This window comes from Megasphaera cerevisiae DSM 20462, from assembly GCF_001045675.1.
Lineage (GTDB): Bacteria > Bacillota > Negativicutes > Veillonellales > Megasphaeraceae > Megasphaera > Megasphaera cerevisiae.
In genome coordinates, this window is sequence record NZ_LEKT01000012.1 from 39842 (window position 1) to 61678 (window position 21837).

At 44.0% G+C, this 21837-nt stretch carries 21 protein-coding genes; 20 read left to right on the forward strand and 1 reads right to left on the reverse strand.

All coding sequences use genetic code 11. The features are described from left to right. Window positions 1–3: 3 nt before the first annotated feature. The gene (locus AB840_RS05395; RefSeq protein WP_048513807.1) at window positions 4–1449 is read right to left on the reverse strand and encodes a sodium:proton antiporter; all 1446 of its coding nucleotides are present in this window, start codon (window positions 1447–1449) and stop codon (window positions 4–6) included. A gap of 253 nt (window positions 1450–1702) precedes the next feature. On the opposite strand from AB840_RS05395, the gene AB840_RS05400 reads away from it, so the two are divergent. The 20 genes from AB840_RS05400 to AB840_RS05490 all read left to right on the forward strand — a co-directional run bounded on the left by AB840_RS05400 (window position 1703) and on the right by AB840_RS05490 (window position 21356). Then, a complete protein-coding gene (locus AB840_RS05400; RefSeq protein WP_048513808.1) occupies window positions 1703–2149 on the forward strand; it encodes a universal stress protein in 447 nt (148 codons plus the stop codon). Window positions 2150–2341: 192 nt separating this feature from the next. Beyond that, window positions 2342–4066, forward strand: a complete 1725-nt coding sequence (locus AB840_RS05405) for a DUF2157 domain-containing protein (RefSeq protein WP_048513809.1) — start codon at window positions 2342–2344, stop codon at window positions 4064–4066. Continuing rightward, the gene (locus AB840_RS05410; RefSeq protein ID WP_048513810.1) at window positions 4063–4731 is read left to right on the forward strand and encodes a hypothetical protein; all 669 of its coding nucleotides are present in this window, start codon (window positions 4063–4065) and stop codon (window positions 4729–4731) included. The genes AB840_RS05405 and AB840_RS05410 overlap by 4 nt, the downstream gene beginning before the upstream one ends. A gap of 27 nt (window positions 4732–4758) precedes the next feature. Further along, window positions 4759–6084: a hypothetical protein gene (locus AB840_RS05415; protein WP_236684550.1), complete on the forward strand. Its 1326-nt coding sequence runs from the start codon at window positions 4759–4761 to the stop codon at window positions 6082–6084. Window positions 6085–6200: 116 nt separating this feature from the next. Continuing rightward, the gene (locus tag AB840_RS05420) at window positions 6201–7436 is read left to right on the forward strand and encodes an FprA family A-type flavoprotein (RefSeq protein WP_048513811.1); all 1236 of its coding nucleotides are present in this window, start codon (window positions 6201–6203) and stop codon (window positions 7434–7436) included. A gap of 319 nt (window positions 7437–7755) precedes the next feature. Further along, a complete protein-coding gene (locus AB840_RS17430; protein WP_169749395.1) occupies window positions 7756–7911 on the forward strand; it encodes a hypothetical protein in 156 nt (51 codons plus the stop codon). A gap of 89 nt (window positions 7912–8000) precedes the next feature. Continuing rightward, window positions 8001–9257, forward strand: a complete 1257-nt coding sequence (locus AB840_RS05425; RefSeq protein WP_048513812.1) for a putative DNA modification/repair radical SAM protein — start codon at window positions 8001–8003, stop codon at window positions 9255–9257. Beyond that, window positions 9254–10000, forward strand: coding sequence for a TIGR03915 family putative DNA repair protein (locus AB840_RS05430; RefSeq protein ID WP_048513813.1), 747 nt, complete (start codon window positions 9254–9256; stop codon window positions 9998–10000). The genes AB840_RS05425 and AB840_RS05430 overlap by 4 nt, the downstream gene beginning before the upstream one ends. 110 nt (window positions 10001–10110) lie before the next feature. Then, window positions 10111–10539, forward strand: coding sequence for a YwiB family protein (locus tag AB840_RS05435; RefSeq protein WP_078791672.1), 429 nt, complete (start codon window positions 10111–10113; stop codon window positions 10537–10539). Beyond that, the gene (argS, locus tag AB840_RS05440) at window positions 10539–12203 is read left to right on the forward strand and encodes an arginine--tRNA ligase (protein WP_048513814.1); all 1665 of its coding nucleotides are present in this window, start codon (window positions 10539–10541) and stop codon (window positions 12201–12203) included. Before AB840_RS05435 ends, argS begins: the two co-directional genes overlap by 1 nt. Window positions 12204–12287: 84 nt before the next feature. Next, window positions 12288–13898 carry a CTP synthase gene (locus AB840_RS05445; RefSeq protein ID WP_048513815.1) on the forward strand — a complete coding sequence of 537 codons (1611 nt, stop codon included), beginning with the start codon at window positions 12288–12290 and terminating at the stop codon, window positions 13896–13898. 579 nt (window positions 13899–14477) lie between these two features. After that, a complete protein-coding gene (locus AB840_RS05450; RefSeq protein ID WP_048513816.1) occupies window positions 14478–14687 on the forward strand; it encodes a hypothetical protein in 210 nt (69 codons plus the stop codon). Next, window positions 14671–16017: an electron transport complex subunit RsxC gene (rsxC, locus tag AB840_RS05455; protein ID WP_048513817.1), complete on the forward strand. Its 1347-nt coding sequence runs from the start codon at window positions 14671–14673 to the stop codon at window positions 16015–16017. Before AB840_RS05450 ends, rsxC begins: the two co-directional genes overlap by 17 nt. Window positions 16018–16033: 16 nt before the next feature. Beyond that, window positions 16034–17089, forward strand: coding sequence for an RnfABCDGE type electron transport complex subunit D (locus tag AB840_RS05460; RefSeq protein ID WP_048513818.1), 1056 nt, complete (start codon window positions 16034–16036; stop codon window positions 17087–17089). A gap of 1 nt (window position 17090) precedes the next feature. Further along, window positions 17091–17642, forward strand: coding sequence for an RnfABCDGE type electron transport complex subunit G (locus tag AB840_RS05465; RefSeq protein ID WP_048513819.1), 552 nt, complete (start codon window positions 17091–17093; stop codon window positions 17640–17642). 2 nt (window positions 17643–17644) lie between these two features. Beyond that, on the forward strand, window positions 17645–18268 hold the full coding sequence (gene rsxE, locus AB840_RS05470; RefSeq protein WP_048513820.1) for an electron transport complex subunit RsxE: 624 nt from the start codon (window positions 17645–17647) through the stop codon (window positions 18266–18268). Further along, window positions 18268–18840, forward strand: a complete 573-nt coding sequence (locus AB840_RS05475) for an electron transport complex protein RnfA (protein ID WP_200809901.1) — start codon at window positions 18268–18270, stop codon at window positions 18838–18840. The genes rsxE and AB840_RS05475 overlap by 1 nt, the downstream gene beginning before the upstream one ends. 27 nt (window positions 18841–18867) lie before the next feature. After that, a complete protein-coding gene (rnfB, locus tag AB840_RS05480; RefSeq protein ID WP_048513822.1) occupies window positions 18868–19713 on the forward strand; it encodes an RnfABCDGE type electron transport complex subunit B in 846 nt (281 codons plus the stop codon). A 3-nt stretch (window positions 19714–19716) separates the two neighbouring features. Further along, complete coding sequence (locus AB840_RS05485) at window positions 19717–20778, forward strand: FAD:protein FMN transferase (RefSeq protein WP_048513823.1); 1062 nt, start codon at window positions 19717–19719, stop codon at window positions 20776–20778. A gap of 137 nt (window positions 20779–20915) precedes the next feature. Then, window positions 20916–21356, forward strand: coding sequence for an Lrp/AsnC family transcriptional regulator (locus AB840_RS05490; RefSeq protein ID WP_048513824.1), 441 nt, complete (start codon window positions 20916–20918; stop codon window positions 21354–21356). Window positions 21357–21837 lie beyond the last annotated feature (481 nt).

Here is a 21837-nt window from a genome sequence, read left to right on the forward strand (position 1 = left end):
GGATTACCAAAAAAATAGAATCATATCAAGAATAAAAGTTGGAATCAGAATTGCGCAGGACCATCCCATATATCCAAAGAAACTCGGCATTTTAATTTTGTTTTCTTCTGCAATGGATTTGACCATAAAATTTGGTGCATTGCCTATGTACGTATTGGCACCCATAAATACAGCACCAGCTGAAATAGCTTCCAGCATAATTTGAGATACTGTGCCGACAGAAGTAGCGATACCTTGTGCAGTCCCCAGGGCGCCGGCTGTTTGCAAAAATACAAGATAAGTTGGCGTATTATCTAAGAAAGATGATAAAATACCAGTGGCCCAGAACATTTGCCAGGGATGATCGATTCCCAATTCGGCACCATGAGTTTTAAGAATGATCAGAGCGGGGATCATAGTAATGAAAATGCCGATAAAAAGCTTGGCTACCTCGGCAATTGGGGCAAACGTAAATTCATTGAGCTCACGAGTCGATTTTGAGGTCGTCTTCAATGACAAATAAGCAGCTGTCAGGATAAGAATAATTTCGACCATTGTCGCGTATGGGAATACGATTTCGTCATAAATAGGAATGCCAGCGTTATTGGCAAAGAAAGAGAATGTTTTCGGCAGCATGCCGTTAGCTATGACACCCATAATAATTAGGGCAATGAAAATAATATTGTGGACTCCTTCGATGCGGATAGGCTCTTTTTCAGAATGTTCCTGCCCATCGTGGGGAGTGCGCCCTTCTGCTAGTTCCTTTTTATAAAAGTAACGGTCAATCAGGATAAACAACAAGAATAAAATAATCATGTTCACCAGAAGAATTGGAAACAGGTGGAAGGTCCAGGTAAACGGAACACCTCGTTGAAAACCCATAAATAGGGGAGGATCACCTAGCGGGGTCAGACAGCCGCCAATGTTGGCAACCAAAAAAATAAAAAATACAATGACGTGGACCTTATGCTTTCGCCAGGAATTGGCTCGGATGACGGGCCGGATCATAAGCATAGCGGCACCTGTCGTTCCAATCCAACTGGCCAGAAGCGTGCCGATAAGGAGCAAAATCGCATTGACTTTGGTCGTGCCGATCAGTGTGCCTTTTAACACGATACCACCGGCTACGATGAAAAGACCCAAAAGAAGGACAATGAAGGGAATATAATCCATTAATACCGATTCGAGCAGTCTGAATAATGCTTCAGATAAACCGTAAATTGCGGCAAAGGGAATGATAAAAATAAGGGACCAGGTCAAGGCGACGCCCAGCATGTTTTTTTCCCACCAGTGAGGCTTGATAAGAGGGAGAACCGCAATAGAAAGGAGCATGCCCACAAACGGAATTATACTCCATACTGGTAATGCAGCACCGATTAATTCATGTGTGGCATCATTTGCGAAAATGATGGGGGTACTCATCAATAGAAAGAGTAATGTGCTGAAGACAGGTTTGAAAATTTTTTTCATGCAATACCACCTCTCTTGAAACCTTAATAATGACTATATATAATTATCATTATAACATAGTGATAGCGCTATGGTATAGATAATTAAAAACAAGTATTATGCTTATTTTTTACATAAGAGAAAGTATATTTTTTTTAATCTCAAAAATATTATATTATTTTGTGGGAAAAAGAAGGAGATTACGGGTATTTCAGAGAAATAATTATATAACTAGATGAAAGAATGAATGCGTAAAAAAATTGGAGGGATTCATATGAAAAAATATAATAATATTATTGTCCCCACGGATGGATCTGTCAACTCAAAGCGAGCCTTGGAGCATGCCGTTGTTATTGCATCGTCACTAGGTGCTACAATTACGTTGGTATATGTAGCCAATATCGTATCAGTTATTTCTAACTTTGATCAGATTCCTAATGCAAGCGGGTATGTAACGGAACAGGTTGCACTTGATATGGAAGAAGAAGGAAAAGGAGTATTGGACGAATTTGCCAAGGCGATTCCTCAGAATCTTGAAGTCAAGAGCGTTTTTGAAGTCGGTTCACCGGGACCGGCCGTATTATCTGTTGCTAAAAAATATAATGCTGATTTGATTGTTATGGGAAGCCGTGGCCTGGGGCCGTTGAAGGGGTTGTTCATGGGATCTGTTAGCAGTTATGTTGTTACGCACGCAGTATGCCCGGTACTTATTGTGAAATAATACAAATTTGAAAAGACTTTGCTTGCTTCTAAAAGAGCGGCAAAGTCTTTTTTTTATGTAGGGGAAACGCTTGTTTTGTGATATACTGATTACATGTTACGTGCAATGTAATGACTGGTTCGGTACTGATTGTACTAATTATATATAATGTAATAGTATAATTAATATATATGCCTGGGGGGGCAGTGAACGATGATGAAAAACAATAAAGAATGGCTGGATAATCAGATCAATGATTGGGTGTCCAACGGGTGGATTTCCAAGGATGCCCAACAGCAGATACGCAACGCTTGCGGCATGCAGGAAGACAGCCGTCTTCGGTCCGCGGCATCGCTGTATAGTATCTTGATCATTATTGGTTTATCTGTGCTGGGAATGGGAATCATCTGGGGATCCGCTCAGGTATGGTATCACGTTCCTATGGCGGCGCGGATAGGAATCGCAGCAGGTATTCTTATTATATCGCAAATTGGAATCGGTGCTGTCATGCTTCAGGAACGGCAGGGGACGATATTGGCGGAAGGCATTGGAGTCGTCCATTGTCTTGCTGTCTTTGTGGCGGTGGCGATGGCGGAGCAGACCTTTTATATTGGTTGGGATTTGCCTTCTTATGCTGCGGCTTGTGCTATCTTATGTCTGCCTGCGATGTATTTGCTTCGCGCGGTAGGCTGTACGATTGTTTATGGGCTGGCGGTACTGTACTGGGCTGCATTGGGGGGGCCTCTCAATGCGATGGGCGGTGCTGGTTTTATGTGGGTTATGGTTGTTTTGGCTATTCCTTTTTACCGTGTGCTGGCCCGACATAATGAGGAAATACGGCTGGCTGTATTTTCATGGGTGATGACGATTACCGTTTTTGCCGCTTTTGGATTGGCCGCACTGACGGCAGACTACATTCCATTTCTTATGCTGGCAACCTTGGCGGTAGCAATCATGCTGACCGGATATTCTATTGATATCCGCAAGGCGTGGGGAGTGCCATTCCGCTGGTTCGGTCGCTTTGCCGCTGCAGGCTCGCTGCTTATTTCTTGTATGCCTGCTTCATGGCATGGCATTGCAGAGATCCAAGGCTTTCACTGGACGACAATGGCCGTGACGGTCATCTTATTTATGGCCATTGTCATATTACTTGCCAAAGGAGTGAAAAAACGCTTGTGGGGGCCTGTGGTGTATGTCTGCATTCCTGTTATTTTAGCGGGAGAAACCATGCTTGTGCGCAGCGGGTTATATTCTTCCGTACCTCTGATCATATCTTCCGTGTACATGCTTTTTCTGGGATTTTATGAAACTGCCCAGGGGCTTCAGCCAGGGCATTTCGGTCATGCGAAATTTGGGGTCGTTATTTTGGCGAGCCTTGTTCTTTCATTTATTTTCGGCACCAGCTTTTCTCCTTTAGTACCGGTTATAGCCATTGTTATTCTTGGTTTGGCTATTTTCCAAATCAGGCGGGTCAGAAACGATAAAAAGGCAGCGGCGCAGCGGTCAGACCGGCGGTTGCATCTGAAGCATCGTTCTGCCACGATACGTTCTGATCGAGATACGAGAAGGTCCAAAAAAAAAGAGATCGTGCCGCCCTCGTATGCTATAGATAAGCGCAATGCTCAAGAGGATGCGGAAACGGTAGCCGAATGGATGAAGGGTGTGCATATGCCTCCGATGCGGAAACCAGTAGGACCGCAAGGGAGGACAGAGAACGACGGTACTATTATTCATAAATCTCCGGATGCTTCGGCCTTTGTGGCGCCGGTATTTCGGGATCCAGACGTAACAGTGCTGCCGCATGCGGCGGAACGCAGCAAGCCGCGGCAGCAGGAACGTATTGCGTCATCTCCGTGGCAATCCATGAAACCAGCAGCGAAACGGGAAAAACAACCGTCCCGGTCACCGTGGGCGCAGGAAGGAGAATCCAAAAAATGAAAGCAATAAAATGGCAAGTTTCTCCTGACGGGCAAAATAAATGGCTGCTGTTTCTGCTGGTCGTGATCATACAGCTGGGAACGCTGGCATATATCGGCTGGCGCTGGCATAATATTGGCGTAGATGGCATTCCCTACCAGTGGCAGTGTGTGCCGCGATTGGAAGTATCCTCCTTTGGAACGGATTATATACGAGTTGTATTCCCGGAAGATACGACTAAATGGCTGGACCAGTCCCAACCTGAAGCAGGGCAGATTGTATATGTGTATATTTCCCGCGATGCCAAGGGTGTCATGGAAATAGAAGGGGCTTCGGCCTCTAAACCCAGTGTCGGCGGTGACTATATGAATGCCACCGTCGTGTCCTTTCAAAATGGGACAGTGCAGTTCCGGGTCGGGTTTGACCGGTACCGTATTGCACCGGAAAAATCAGATGGTATATATGATATCAACGCTGGTGATAACGTCATTGCCAGTGTACGGATGAAAAAGGGCGAAGGTGTCATTGAGGGTATTTATGTAAATGGAGTGCCCCTGGAAGCAAGCAGCAGCGGAGCGGCAATGGATGCTGCCCGGAAAACAGCGGTTTCCGGTAATCCGGGAAATACTCCGTTGGATAAAAAGCATATTGTGGAATCAGGAATGGTCCCGCCGAAAGAAGAATAAATTGGATAGATGGAAAGTGAGGGTATCATGAAAGCGTATTTCAAAATAGGCCTGACAGCTATGCTGCTGGCATCGTTTGTTCTGTTATCAGGCTTTCGGGCACAGACAATTATTCATGACGACGGGAGTGAAACGCAGGATGTGCTGAAGGTGTCCGATACGGCGCAAGGGCAGAAGGATCTGAGATCAGATGCGGATGAATTTCAACAACGGAATTATACTATCATGGATTATAATAATAATAATGGCATAGGCTTTCGGGCAATGAAAACAATCACAAAAGAAGGCGCCAATCGAAGTTCAGTAGACCGAATTGTCCATAAAACACATGATGGTCTTATTTGTTCGACGTATTATATTGATTATCAGTATAATGCAGATAGTATGAAGGCCTTGCGATTAGGTATCCCGATGATGGAAAATGGTGTTGATTTGGAATATATAGTATCCTTTCCATCGGGGACACGAGTAGTGAGCAACAGTACCAAGGCGGATGATCAGGGCAGTACTTATATGTGGCGTCTGAATAATTCTGATCCTGCAGAGATCAAGCTGCAGGCAACGGTATGGCATAAGCTGTTTATTTATATGGCATTGTTTTTCATCGTTATCGTACTGCTGATCATTCTTTTTATGGAACATCGCCGTAAAAATGTTATCAGTTGGAAACGAGCAGCACATATGCGCAGGATAGAAATGATGCTCTTATGTATACCGATTCTGCTTTTGGGCTATATGGGATATGAATATTATGTGGGGACGCATATCACGGCAGAAACACTAGCTAAAGTTTCGGAACAGCAGCAGGAAGAATTACTGGAAAACAGGGAAGAAGACAAGCGAATTCATGATGCCGATGCGAAGAAACAGAGAAACGATGAGCTGGCGGCATCTCGTATCCGCAGCACAACAATAGAAATATCCAGCTCGCTGCGGGAATTGAACCGCGAGTACGTATCTGGGCAAATCAGTCAAAGCGCCGCTCGCACAGCTGCGAGCAAGCTTGCGGCACAAGCGCAGGACTTGCTGCGCAGTAACAAAGAACTATCACAGGCAGATCGTGATGTCCTGCAGCAGCTCGTAGACCGTTTGGTTGAAGAGGCGGATTCTATCGGCAGCGGTTCTACTGTCTCTAAAGGGGTAGCAGACAGCAGTGCTTCGGAAGAACAGCGGCGTGCGGATGCCCTTTCAGCGGATCAGGCTAAAAGCAGTGCTGCCAAAGATGAACCGCGGCCGACTTCTAATGAGGCCGATAGAGTCAATGGAGACGACGCTTCTGCCGGCTCTGCTAAAGCAGCCGATACCTCTAAGGATATCAATGCCGGCTCTGATAAAAGTAAAAACTCTAAATAAGCTGCTTTTTTTTCATATACATATTTGATATTGGACAAAAACATGGTATGATATGAATGTATAAGGGAAGGCTATTAATTAATATTTGTTTTTAAATAAGGAGGTACATTACTATTATGTATTGCGTAGAAGAAATAAAAAACGGCATTTACTGGATGGGTTGTAATGACTTTCGGACAGAGTTATTTGAACGGATATTCCCGATTCCGGAAGGCATAACATATAACTCCTACTTCATCGATGATGAAAAAACTTGCGTTTTAGATGCCATGGATAAATCTTGCCGTGATGAATTTTTGGAGAATGTTGAACATTTGCTCCATGGCCGTAAACTGGATTATTTTGTTCTGCAGCATATGGAACCGGATCATGCGAGCTCGGCACTGGCCTTGATTGAAAAATACCCGGATGTAAAAATTATTGGACAGCCGCAGACTTTTAAGCTTTTCGAACAGTTTTTTCGTCATCCCTGCCCGAACAACTACGTTTCTGTTAAAGAAGGAGATCAGCTGGCACTAGGTAAGCACACACTTCAATTTATTAAGGCGCCCATGGTTCACTGGCCGGAGGTCATCATGTCCTATGACTTGACGGATAAGATGCTGTTCAGTGCGGATGCCTTCGGTATGTTTGGGACGACAGGAAATGTATATGCGGACCAGGTCGATTTTGAAGAAAATTATTTGGACCCAGCACGGCGGTATTATGTGAATATTGTTGGTAAGTTTGGCCCGCAGGTAGTCAATGTCTTGAAAAAAGCATCAGGAATTCCGATTGATGTTATTTGCCCACTTCACGGTGTTGTTTTCCGTACGCCAGAAACAATTCAGTATATTGTTAAAAAATACCAGCATTGGGCTCAATATGTGCCGGAAAAGAAAGGTGTCGTTATTGCTTTTTCTTCAATTTATGGCAATACGGAACGGGCGGCCTGCGTGTTGGCACATAAGCTTAGTCAACAGGGCATTCATGATGTTCGACTCTATGATGTAGCAAAAATTCATCCTTCTTATATTACGGCCAAAGCTTGGGAATATAGTCATTTGGTGCTGGCTGCGCCTACATATAACTTGAATTTGTTTTTGCCGATGGAAAGCTTCCTGCATGATTTGAAAACATTACTCTTTCAAAAACGTAAGATTGCAATTATCGCAAATCACAGCTGGGCTTCTGCTGCGTATAAAACGATGGTGGACTATGTGGAAGATCAATTTAAATGCTGCGAACTGATTGAACCGGCGCTAGACATGAAATCATCCCTTTGCGATGATCAAGAATGCATTGTCGATGAAATGGCACTGCGGATTGCTGAAGATATCAAGGCATATCCTGATCCGGAAACATTAATCTGATGAATTGATAAAAAGACCGCCTGCGGGCGGTCTTTTTAATTTTGTATTATATAAAGCGAGCATGTCTTAAGGCCATTTATAGAAATATCCAAAGAAAAAATGCATAATCTAAACAAACACTGATCCGAAATGAAGTAAAATAAAAGTAATCTATGAATTTGCGAAAGATGCTTATATGCTGAAAAATAGAAAGAATTTTTTTTTGCAGAGCAGCTCAGGCACTAAGATATTTGCATACATACATTGCTGATCATGTTGTACCTCTTTCGCTTCTCCTATGGTATAATAATTCCAATCATATTATAAAGGAGGTAATACCATGATTATTCGTGATAACAGCGCTAAAAGCGGCGATCCGCATACACAGGATCAGGCTAAAAATACGGGTGAAGAACTGCAGGTGGACTTGGGACGACCGCTGACAGAGGAAGAGGAAAAAATTTTTGCGAAATTGAAAGAGGGGTTGCATTTATAAGGGCGCAGACGCTTCGATTTTTTTGCATAGAACATACGTTTGAAAAAAATCTTCCCATATGCTATGATACATGGAAGGGAGGTGTCTCTATGGATTGGGACAGTATGCAAAGAAAATTGACCATATTGAGTGATGCGGCAAAGTACGATGTATCATGTTCATCCAGCGGCAGCCGCAGAGCTAATACCAAAAATGGTATTGGAAATGCGGCCTGTTCCGGTATTTGTCATACTTGGTCGGCCGACGGACGATGTGTTTCGCTGTTGAAAATATTAATGACTAATAATTGTATATACGATTGTGCGTATTGTATCAACCGGTGTACCCATGAAACGGATCGGGCCATATTAACGCCTGATGAAATCGCTGATCTGACTGTTGAATTTTACCGCCGCAATTATATAGAAGGTTTGTTTCTTAGTTCAGGAGTCTATCATTCTCCTGATTATACGACGGAATTGCTGATTCGCACGGCACGGAAGCTGCGGGAGGAAAAGAGATTTAACGGCTACATTCACATGAAAGGGATTCCTGGTGCAGACCGCTCTCTCATCCGGGAGTTAGGTGGATATGTGGATCGTATGAGCGTCAATATTGAGTTGCCATCCGCTGCTAGCTTGAAGGCTCTGGCGCCGCAGAAAACGAAGCAGAGCATTCTGCTGCCAATGAATGAACTTAAAAATGGTATTGCTGAGCGGCAGGAGGAACGGCGCAGAAGTAAAAACATGCCTTCCTTTGTGCCGGCTGGACAGACGACGCAGCTCATTATCGGAGCAACGCCCGATAGTGATCGGACGATTCTTCGTCTTGGCGAGGCGTTATACCGGAAGGTTAATTTGAAACGTGTTTATTATTCTGCTTATGTGCCCGCGATGCAGGATGCTAATTTGCCGGCAGTTGTCAAACCACCGCTGCTGCGGGAACACCGGCTGTATCAGGCAGATTGGCTTCTGCGTTTTTATCAATTTTCTGCTGATGAGATTTTGACGGAAAAAACTCCTGATTTTGATCTTCAGCTGGATCCCAAGGCGTGTTGGGCGCTGCGGCATCCAGAGGTATTTCCTGTGGAAATCAACCGGGCATCATATCATATGCTGCTGCGTGTCCCGGGTATTGGCGTCACCTCGGCCCAACGTATTTGTGCGGCCCGGCGGGCGGCATGGCTGTCATATGATACGCTGCGCCGGCTGGGGATTGTTTTGAAACGGGCCAAGTATTTTATTACCTGCAGAGGGAAATTTTATGGAGAATCATCATGTCCTGATTTTATACGGCAGCGTCTAATTCTGCGGGAACGGTCCGGAAGCTATGAGGAAATGGATCTCTTTTCCACGGCACGCCCATGATATATACATATGACGGCACTTTTTTCGGCTTTTTATCGGCTGTTTTTGATGCATGGCATATCGGCTTGGATCATGTGGAAGATATAAAAATTATGGGCAGTACATTTTTATTTGGTGAAGAGCGCAATGTCTATACGGATGAGAAGAAAGCCCAGCGTATTTTGACAGCTCTTCAGACCAAGTGCGGCGGCAAGACATGTCATGTTCTGTATTATGCCTTTTTAGCAGAGCAGCCGGATCGGGGCATGAAGCTGCTTCGGTATATTCGACAGGCTTTTCACTTGAAAGATGAATTCCTCAGCCACCTCAGTGATGAAGAGATTTGGGAAGTCCGCAAGTGGGCTCAGAAAACGGGAAATGAACGGCATAAATTATTGGGACTGATACGGTTTCAGGAATTATCGGGGGGGATGCTGTACAGCAGAATCAATCCGACATGCTGTGTGGTTCCGGTTATGGCACCGCATTTTGTGCGTCGTCTGCCGGGAGAAGAATGGGTTATTCACGATATTCGGCGGCATATGGGCATTTGGTACGAGGGTGGTGTACTTTCGATCATCGAGATTCCCCGGCCGCTGCAGCAGATAGATGTTTCTGATGAGGAAGCCGCATTTACTGCATTATGGAAAAAATATTATCAGACAATTGCGATTGGGGAGCGCAGCAATGAAGGTCTGCGGCGCCGATTTATGCCGAAAAAATACTGGCCGTATATCGTGGAAATGCGAAATGAAAAAAAGTAGGCATGCGTTTCCGTCCGTGCGGATTGCACGCTAAAAAAGTGTTTCTTTTTCTTTGCACTTGTTATATAATAGTAACATTGGATTATTGGTAGGAGAAAGGTTGGAAGACATTGAAACCTGTCTTGGTAAGCGTAAAAAGCATCCAACGGAATGAAGAAGGAAAAGAACTGAAGCTGGAGCTTGTTTCAGAAGGGAAATTTTATACGAAAGAACGCACGCAATATATCGTATACGAAGAAAGCAAGCTTACAGACATGGAAGGTGTGACGACTATTATCAAGGTGCTTCCTGATGATGCGGTCATGCTCATGCGGTTTGGCAAAATACGGCAGCGTCAGGAATATCGTAAGGGTAAAACAATGCGGTCCCGTTATGAAACCCCAATGGGAAATTTTGACGTTGTTATGAAAACCTATGAATGCAGCGTGGATCTTTGCGATGGCATCGGTACGATCCGATTAGGATACGATATCGATTTAGAGGGTATTGGAGCTAATTATACGCAATTGACTATAACAGTGCAGGAGGATCATTCGTAATGGAAATGAAGGAATTATTGAAGCTGGGAATTGAAGAAGCGTTGGATAAAGCTGTAAAAGCTGGCACGCTTCCTGCAGGAGACTATCCGGAGGTTAATCTGGAAATTCCTCCGCAAAAGGAATTCGGTGATTTTGCGACGAATTTTGCCATGCAGTCAGCCCGTATCGCCCATCAGGCACCTAAAATGATTGCGCAAGCTCTTGTCGGCCAGATGACATACTCCTGGTTGCAGAGGGCCGATATTGCTGGAGCTGGATTTATCAATTTTTTCCTTAAACATGATGTGATATATGATACGCTGAAAGCGATCCTGCACGCTGGTGATGGATATGGCAAAGCGCCGTTCCGGCAAGAAGATACGGTGCAGGTAGAATATGTGAGCGCCAATCCTACGGGACCGCTTCATGTCGGACATGGCCGCGGGGCCGCTTATGGCAGTGCCCTGGTTAATTTACTTCGTGCTGCCGGATTTAATGTACAGGCTGAATATTATATTAACGACGCAGGGAATCAGATGGATAATCTGGCAGCATCTGTCAATGCCCGATATTTGGAACTTTTGGGAAAAGCATCGGAAATACCGGAAAACGGATATCACGGTCATGATATTATTGAAACGGCGCAGGCGATTTTTGACCAGGATGGCGATTCGTATTTACATATGGCAGAGGCAGAACGCCTGGAAATATTCAAAAATAGGGCATATGAAGAAAAGCTTAAGGCATTGAAACGGGATTTAGCTGATTTTAACGTCCATTACGATTATTGGTTTAGTGAAAGAACCCTTCATCCGGAGGCCATTCGAGCAGCTTGCAGCGTGCTGGAACAGCGCGGTAAAATATACGAAAAAGACGGAGCACTTTGGCTGAAATCCACAGATTACGGTGATGATAAGGATCGTGTCGTAATTCGGGATAACGGTGTGCCTACGTATCTGGCCGCAGATATTGCATATCATAAAAATAAATACGATCGTGGATTCAAAACCCTTATCAATATTTGGGGGGCCGATCATCATGGCTATGTGGCCCGTGTCAGGGCGGCTATGGCTGCATTGGGATACGATCCCGGGAAACTGGAAGTACTGCTGCTTCAAATGGTCAGCTTGTTTCGTGATGGCAAACCGGTCAAAATGTCCAAACGAACCGGACAGGCAATTACGTTAAACGAACTGATCGAAGAAGTCGGCACAGATGCGGCCCGGTATTTCTTTATTATGCGTTCGCTGGATACGCAGCTGGATTTTGATTTAAATCTGGCAAAATCTCATAGCAGTGAAAATCCCGTATACTATATTCAATATGCCCACGCTCGCATATACAGTATTTATCATCAGGCCCAGGAGAATGGAATGAGCTTGGATATGGACTGGTCCGATGTGCACTGGGAACGTCTTCAGAATGAAGAAGAATTGGAACTGATCAAGAAAATGGCGGCTTTTCCTGAAGAGATACAGCGTGCTGCTAAAGAACGGGCACCGCATCGTATTGCTCATTTTGCGCATGAACTGGCCGGCTTATTCCATGCCTTTTATAATCACTGCCGTATTATTCAGGAGGACAAGGAATTAGAAAAAGCGCGGCTGGCGCTGGTCACAGCAGTTCGTATTACGATTGCAAACAGCTTGGCTGTTTTAGGGGTTTCTGCTCCCAAAAAAATGTAATACAATAAAGAGTATTATAAAATATAGAGAAATTGGAATTATTTAAATTAATAGAATGAGCAGATGCTCAGCAAGGGAGGAATTATGGCTAAATACATATTTGTCACAGGCGGGGTTGTTTCTTCATTGGGAAAAGGAATTACGGCAGCGGCCTTAGGACGTTTGCTGAAAAATCGCGGCTTTAAAGTAACGATTCAGAAATTTGACCCTTATATCAATGTAGATCCCGGTACCATGAGCCCATATCAGCATGGAGAAGTGTTCGTCACAGACGATGGCACGGAAACAGATTTGGATTTAGGTCATTACGAACGGTTTATTGACATTAATTTAGGGAAAAATTCCAATGTTACAACTGGCAAAATTTATTGGTCCGTTCTCCAAAAAGAGAGGCGCGGTGATTATTTAGGCCACACTGTTCAGGTTATCCCTCATATTACCAATGAAATCAAAAAACGCGTGTACCGCGTAGGGGATGACGACAATGCAGACGTTGTTATTACGGAAATTGGCGGTACCGTGGGAGATATTGAAAGTCAGCCCTTTTTGGAAGCGATCCGTCAGATCAAAAAAGAAGTAGGCCGCAATGATGTATTATACATTCATGTAACACTGGTACCTTATATTGGAGCTGCCGGTGAATTGAAAACCAAGCCAACGCAGCACAGTGTAAAAGAACTGCGTGGTATTGGAATTCAGCCGGACATAATTGTATGCCGTACAGAACGGCCTTTGTCGGATGATATGAAGGACAAACTGGCACTGTTTTGTGATATTGATAAAGAAGCTGTTATTGAAAATAAAACATTGAACAGTATTTATGAAGTACCGCTTCTTCTTTCGGAGGAGGGTATGGATCAGATCGTCATGGAAAAACTGGCGCTGCCGGATAAACCTTGTGATATGGATGCATGGAAACAAATGGTATATGATATTTACCACACGAAATATGATGTGGATATTGCACTTGTTGGCAAATATGTTGCCCTGCACGATGCGTATTTAAGTGTAGCTGAAGCGTTGACGCATGCCGGCATTGCCTATAAGGCAAAGGTACATATCCACTGGATTGATTCAGAGACACTGGAAGACCCGTCGGTATCCATGGCAGAAATATTCAAGGGTATTGATGGTATCGTTGTTCCGGGTGGCTTTGGAAACCGGGGTGTCGAAGGGAAAATCCGTGCTGTCCAATATGCCCGCGAACACAAGGTTCCTTACCTTGGATTATGTTTGGGGATGCAGTGTGCCGTTATGGAATTTGCCCGTCACGTTGCCGGGCTTGAAGGAGCTACGTCATCGGAATTCAATGAAGATGCACAGTTCCCTGTTATTGACCTTATGCCGGATCAGGTCGACATTTCTGATAAAGGTGGTACAATGCGTCTTGGCCTGTATCCTTGTAAGCTGACGGAGGGAACTAATGCATATGAAGTGTACGGCGAAAACCTTATTTATGAGCGGCATCGTCATCGGTGGGAATTCAACAATAAGTACCGTACGGAATTGATGGATGCCGGACTGGTCTTATCAGGAACTTCGCCGGATGATCGGTTAGTGGAAATTGTTGAATTGAAAGATCATCCGTGGTTTGTGGGCTGCCAATTCCATCCGGAATTCAAATCTCGTCCGACAAAAGCGCATCCTCTTTTTAAAGGATTAATAAAAACGGCGTTAGACTTAAAAAAACAATAAACTGAACCGTATGGAGCAGGGACTTTTCAAGATAAGCCCCTGCTTTTTTTTATAAGCAAATATTTAAAATATGTGATAAACAGTACATACATTTTTAAAAGTTTTTTTGTTTAGGATTTCAGACAATATAGAGACATTTTTTATGGGCATTAATGAAAAAAAATCTTTTAAAATAACGAAAAGACACCAAAATGGGTGACTTTTTCATATGTGTACAGTAGAAGCTATAAATGTATATTTATAAAAAAAACAAAGAATATAGCGCGTCTTTTCGTAGAAAATAGTATATTAAAAAGATATAAAAACAGACCTGCTTGCTATAATTTTCACATTGAATATTACACTATATAATGATATAATGTAAGCGATTGAAAGTATGTGTTGGAGATAGTTTTATCTTTTGCCTTATTTTTCCAAACTGCAGTCGGGAAATCTTTAATAGCTGGATTTGATACGTGTTGCCGCATGAAAAGCGGTGCCGCTTATCAACGTGCAACGATAATCCGATTGTAAACATACTTTTCATGCTTTGGTTTGCGTCTATACCAACCGGGCATGACAGAGAATGGGGGGCACCCCTTGGAGATACGATATTGTACAGTCAAGACTTATCCATGGAACGCATTGTTCCGTATCAGGTGTGAAGATTCTGCAGCAGCCGGTGGTCTTTGGGCTGATACGGAAAAGCTGGCCGGAAAGTATATCGACTCTCTGAATTGGTTGCTTCATGTTTTTATTGTTTTTCATTATATATTTAATGAGGTGATTTTTGATGTTGAATACCTTTAAAAGAGGTGGGGTCCATCCTGATGATGGTAAAATCTATGCGAAAGACAAGGTCATAGAAACCCCGGCAGTACCGGATCAAGTAGTCATCCCGATGAGCCAGCATTTTGGTGCCCCTTGTACCCCGACGGTCAAGGTTGGCGATCATGTCAAAAAAGGCCAGCTTATTGGGACTAGTGATGCTTTCCTTCATGCTGACATCCACGCATCGACATCCGGTGATGTTATCAAGGTAGCTCCGATGCCGCACAATATGATGGTCAAATGCATGGCTGTCGTGATCAAGGCAGACGGTTTGGATGAATGGGCGGATGGACTTCCGGAAGAACATGATTGGAAGACGCTGGATACCAAGGAAATTATTGAGCTGATTAAAAAAGCTGGCGTCGTTGGCTGCGGCGGGGCGACTTTCCCGGCGCATGTAAAACTCACGCCGAATAAGCCTGTTGATACGTTTATTGTAAATGGTGCGGAATGCGAACCGTATCTGACGTGTGACTATCGTGCCATGATTGAAGAATCTGATAAGCTTGTGACCGGGGTTCAGATTTGCATGAAGGCGCTGGGTGTCAAAAAAGGATTTATCGGCATTGAAGATAACAAACCCGAAGCGGTTCAACATCTTACAGAAGCGTTCAAGAATGTCCCTGAAGTGACCGTACTTGCCTGCAAAACAAAGTATCCGCAGGGGGCTGAAAAAATGATGATCGAAGCATGCACGGGACGGCAGGTCGAACCAGGCGGGCTTCCGATGAATGTGGGCTGTGTCGTCAGCAACGTAGGTACTGTCATTGCGATTACCGATGCCGTCTGCCAGGGTATTCCCTTTATTGAACGTCTTACGACGGTTACAGGGGATTGCATCAAGGAACCAAAAAATCTCCGTCTTCGTATTGGTACGACATTTCAGGAAGTCATTGATTACTGCGGCGGCTTTTCTCAGCAGCCGGATCGTGTTATTGCCGGCGGCCCGATGATGGGGCTGGCGCAATATCAGCTTGATGTTCCTATTACCAAAGGTGCGTCCGGCATTCTTGCATTATCGCCGGAAAAGTGTCAGGTCGGCGAAGAAGAACCGTGTATTCGCTGCGGACGCTGTGTTGATGCATGTCCGATGGGATTGATTCCAAGTCAGTTAAGCATTTTCGCTTCCTGCCAGGCATGGGAAAAATGTACGGAATATGGTGTAATGAACTGTGTGGAATGCGGCAGCTGTGTGTATACCTGCCCGGCAAAACGCAATATTGTTCAGTATATCCGTAATGCCAAAGCTCAGTGCAAGGCTATTCAACGGGCTGCTCAGGTGAAAGCCGAAGCACAAGCCAAGAAATAATGGAAGAAGGGATATCATGAGTCCAGAAGCTAAAGGACAAACTATGGGAAAGGATGCTAAAGACATGCAGGATTTTAAACTTACTGTATCATCTTCGCCGCATGTTCGCTGTACCGAAACAATTCCTAAAATCATGTGGAACGTTGTTGCCGCACTTGTACCTGCTGCTGCGTTCGGCGTATATTATTTTGGTATCAGCGCGCTTGTCAATATCATCGTTGCAATTGTTTCCGCGGTTGTATTTGAATTTTTATGGGAAAAAATGATGCACAAAAAAATTACCATCACGGATGGTAGTGCGGTTATTACTGGCCTGTTGCTTGCTATGACCTGTCCGCCGACGCTTCCCTGGTGGATGAGCATCATCGGATCTTTCCTTGCAATTATCGTTTGTAAACAATCTATGGGGGGCTTAGGCTATAATCTGTTCAACCCGGCGCACGTAGGCCGTGCCGGCTTGATGGTTTCCTGGCCTGTTGCCATGACGACATGGACCCAGGTAAACGGTACGGTCGTTGACGGTGTTGCGGGTGCTACGCCGTTGAATATTTTAAAACACGGCGGCCATGACGCTGTGCTCCAGTTATTTGGAAACGATCCCGGAACTATGTATCAAAGCCTGTTTTTCGGTTTCCGCAACGGTTCTTTGGGTGAAACGTCGACAGTACTTCTTGTATTGGGCGGCTTATATCTTATTTACAAAGGTTACATCAATTGGCAGGCTCCGGTCGTTATGATCGCAACAGTCGGGGTTCTCACATGGATCTTTGGCGGTGTTTCCTTTGGTACAGGTCTGTTTTCAGGCGATCCACTCTTCCACATGATGGCCGGTGGTTTGATTATCGGTGCTTTCTTCATGATAACAGATATGGTTACTGCTCCGATTACGTTAAAAGGGCAGATCATTTTTGCTTTTGGCGCAGGCCTGATTACTGTATTGATTCGTCTTCTCGGCGGGTATCCGGAAGGTGTTTGCTATTCTATTTTGCTCATGAACGCACTGACTCCGCTTATTGACCGCCTTGTAAAACCTGCAGTCTTTGGTGAAGTAAAGACAAAGGGGGCTAAATAAAATGGCAGATAAAAAAGGAAGCGGTATTGTCAAGATCGCAATGAACCTGATACTTACCTGCTTTGTTTCCGGATGCATTATTGGTCTTGTTTTCTTTGTTACAGGACCGACAGCAAAGGCAAAGGCGGAAGAAATGAAAGAACAATCTATGAAAAACCTGGTTCCCGATGCTGATAAGTTTGTTGCCGTAGAAGGCAAAAAAGACACATTTATTGCAGAAAAAGGCGGCCAAAAGGTTGCTTATATTATTCCTACAGCTCCTAAAGGTTACGGTGGTCCGATCAAAATGCTGACGGCTGTATCAACGGATGGATCTGTTATTGATTTTGTAATGCTCGAAGCCAATGAAACGCCTGGCTTGGGAGATAATGCTTCGAAACCGCCGTTCCGCGGTCAGTTTAAAGGTAAGAAATTAGAAAACCTGGAAGTAACCAAGGAAAAAAGCGATAAAAAGCATATTCAGGCTATGACCGGCGCTACGATTTCTTCCCGTGCCGTTACATTAGGCGTTAAGGAAGCTGTGGAACAAGCAGCTCAGATGGGAGGGAAATAATAATGAGTCTTTGGAAAGTATTTAGCAGAGGCATTATTGAAGAAAACCCATACTTTGTCCTGGCCTTGAGCTTGTGCCCTGGGCTTGCCGTCACTACCAGCGTAGTCAACGGTTTGACAATGGGCTTGACAGTATGGTTCGTTATTACCTCTAACAACGTTGTTGTTTCTATTATTCGTAAGACGATCAATAAAAAGGTACGTGTGCCTGTATACATTACCTGCATCGCAACAATCGTAACCTGTGTCCAATTATTCCTGCAAGCATATGCTCCAGACTTGTATAAAGCACTTGGCGTATATCTGGATTTGGTCGTTGTATTTGCTATTATTCTGGCTCGTGCTGAATCTATCGCATCCAAGAACGGCATTGTCGTTTCGTTCCTTGATGGGATGGGCATGGGCGTTGGCTTTACCATTGCCATGATTGTTATTTCTGTTGTCCGTGAATTGTTCGGTAATGGCACACTCCTCGGAATTCCTATGTTTGGGCCAACATATCAGCCGGCATTGATTCTGGCACTGCCGCCAGGAGCTTTTATGCTGATCGGATTCCTTATGGCCGGATTGAAAATGTGGAATGAATCCCGTGAAAAAGCAAAACAACTGAAAGGGAGTGAAGGATAATGGAATACTTTACGCTGTTTGTTGGCGCTGTATTGATTAACAACTTCGTATTGACTAAGTTCTTAGGGTTGTGTATTTTCTTTGGCGTTTCCAAAAACCTCAACGCCTCTATTGGTATGGGTTTTGCCGTAACCTCTGTCATTACGATGAGTACCGTACTGGCATGGCTGCTGTATAATTTCGTGCTGGTGCCGTTTGGACTGACCTTCCTGCGTACAATTTCCTTCGTTGTTTTGATTGCAAGTTTTGTACAGTTATTGGAAATTATCATCAAAAAACAATCTCCTACCTTGTACAATATGTGGGGAATTTACCTCATGCTGATTGCGACGAACTGTATCGTATTGTCCGTACCTGTTATCAGTGTTACCAATGAATATGGGTTTCTTGAAAACCTGGTATTTGCCGTCGGATCCGGACTGGGTTTTGCACTGGCTCTGATTCTGATGGCAAGCTGCCGTGAAAAATTGGATTTTGCCGATGTTCCTCATGCATTGAAAGGGACACCGATTGCCTTTATTGTTGCCGGTATGCTTTCGTTGGCATTTCTTGGCTTTTCCGGTATGATCTAGTCGCGCAAAGGAGTTGGAATAAATATTATGAGTTACACGTTCATAGCAATCATGGCGGTTGTTATCATGACTTGCGTAGGTATCGTGTTTGGTTTTATCCTCGCGTTTGCTGATAAAAAATTTGCCATGGAAGAAAACCCGCTCATTGGCGAAGTAAAAGAAGCACTGCCGCAAGGGCAGTGCGGTGCCTGCGGTTTTGCCGGCTGCGCTAAATATGCGGAAGCTGTTGTTCTTGATCCTGATGTTCCGCCGAATCTCTGTGTTCCTGGTAAAGCGGAAGTAGCGGATATTGTTGCCAAGCTGACCGGGAAAGTGGCTGAAGCGACAGAACCAAAATTTGCTCACATTCGCTGCCGCGGCGGCAATGGCATTGCTAAAATGGCATATGAATACAAGGGCGTTCACGATTGCGCTGCTGCCAAAATCATACAGCAAGGTCCTAAGCTCTGCAAATTTGGTTGCCTCGGTTTTGGAAACTGTGTGCGTAACTGCCCCTTCCATGCCATGACGATGGGAGAAAACGGTATTCCTCAAGTCGATAAAAATCTTTGTACCGGTTGTGGTAAGTGTGCTAGTATCTGCCCGAATCATGTTATTGAATTGCTGCCTATTAGTGCCAAAGTCGCTGTCAGCTGCTCCTCCAAGGAAGTTGGCGGCGTGGCCCGTAAAGACTGTGCAGCAGCATGTATCGGCTGTGGCCTGTGCATGAGAAACTGCTCGCATGCCGGCGGTGTTAAAGTTGTTGACCATCTGGCAGTTGTTGATGCGTCCATTTGTCATGACTGTGAAGAAGCAACTTGTTTTGCAAAATGTCCGACTAAGGCAATTGCAGCTCTTGTTGCAAGTGCAAAGAAAGAAGAAAAAATAGGTTAATATATGGAATGGAAACGATACGCAAAAAGTTTCTTTGCTGCCGCTTTCATCGTTAGTATCTTAGGCTGCTCCGGATGTGCTATGCATTCGGAGCCGTCTTTTGATAAGAACGGTATTGCTATGGATACAACAATCTCTTTGAGTGCGTCCGGCAAAGAAGCGAAAGAAGCTGTTGATGAAGGATTCCAGCGAATTGAACAGCTGGATGCATTAGCCCGGTCTCAGGACCCTAATAGTGATGTGAGTCATATCAATCAGGCCGCAGGACAGCACTATGTTCAGGTCGATCCTGCAGTCTATGAAATGGTTGCATTTTCCAAAATGTATGCTGAAAAAAGCAACGGCATGTTTGATATTACGGTAGGGCCGCTTATTAGTCTTTGGGATATCGGCAACGAAGATCAGCATATACCGGCGCAGGCGGAAATCACGGATGCGTTGAAAAAGATAAACTATAAGGACATTTTGCTTCGTCCGGAAGATCATAGCATCATGCTGGCTAAACCCGGAATGGCAATTGATTTAGGAAGCGTAGCGAAAGGATTTGCCGTCGACGAAGTCCGTAAAATTTATGAAGCCCATCATATTACTCGTGGTCTTATTAACATGGGATCCAGTTCTATGTATGCCATAGGCAAAACAAGTAAGGGAAAAGCTTGGAATATCGGTATAAAACATCCTCGTTCTGATAAAAGCGGTGATTATTTGGGGATAGTGTCTATTGAAAATCAGGCGTTATCTACTTCAGGAGACTATGAACGCTATTTTATTCAGGATGGTGTGCGGTACTGCCACATATTTGATCCTCGGACAGGCTATCCGGCAGCGGCTAATGTGATGAGTGATTCGATTGCTGTAGATGGATCTGTAGAGCATGCAGGCATGCTGAGCGATGTACTGACGACGGTCGTATTTGTAATGGGGCCGGAAAAAGGCCTGGAATTTGTTAATACTATAGATGGAATAGAATGTGAAATTACGTCGCAAGATGGCGCATTGTATATGACAGACAATTTTAAAGCACATTTTTCTGATATGAATAAGGATTTTCATTTACAAGAGTAAGATACCTCCTCAGGGCACACTGTATTTTAAAAATTTAAATCTTTAATTATATTTACTTTTTCTTTAGAATGTAAGATAATATTATTGTATAAGATGAAAGTTGGATATTTAAATACTCGCGGAGGATGGTAGTGACAATGGATCATATTGATGAAAAAATTTTGACGATTTTGAAAAAGAATGGTAAGGCATCGGCTACTGAAATCAGTAAAGTTGTAGGCTTATCTATCCCAGCTGTAGCTGAACGAATTCGTAAAATGGAACATGGCGGTATTATCGAAGGATATTGCGCAAAAATAAGCCGCCGAAGAACGGGTTACAATGTAACTGCTTTTATTATGGTTAATATGGAGCGGTCCGGTGATGTAGAAGAGTTCAGAGAAAAAATTATTCAATTTCCACAGGTCTTGGAATGCCACCATGTAGTGGGAGCGTTTGACTATTTGCTCAAAGTATTGGTCAAGACTCCGGATGATCTGGAACAATTTCTCATGGAAGAATTGAATGAAATACCTACTGTTTCATCCTCACAAACATTTATGTGCCTGTCTACTCTGAAGGAAGAATGGAATGTGTAAAAAAGTATCTGCGACTGATTTGAGCCGTTAGTACTGGAAAAAAGCTGTGACACCCAAAGATGATTTTTATCATATGGGTGTTACAGCTTTTTTCTTTTCAAAACCAATATAGAGCCTGGCAGGTACATATTATATATGATCTTGTCAGGCTTTTTTTGACATAAAAATAAGAATGTGTAAATAATTACTTTCTATTTTATGAAAACGGGTCTACAATACATAGTAAGTATAGTCTAAGATATGTTTATAATTAAAGAAAGAAAATCTTTTATTGTGGCATGATCAGAGATACCGGCGGAGTGAATAGATTTATCTCTCATAGTACATACCCACGCATATCGTACCATACGCCTTGTACAGCACGTCATTCGTACTGCAAGACAAGCAGACACGAGGAGGCAATACCTATGAAACAACGAACATTAGCGCACCAAATCACGGCCTGGATGCTGCTGGGCATCTTTTGCATAGAACCGTGGAC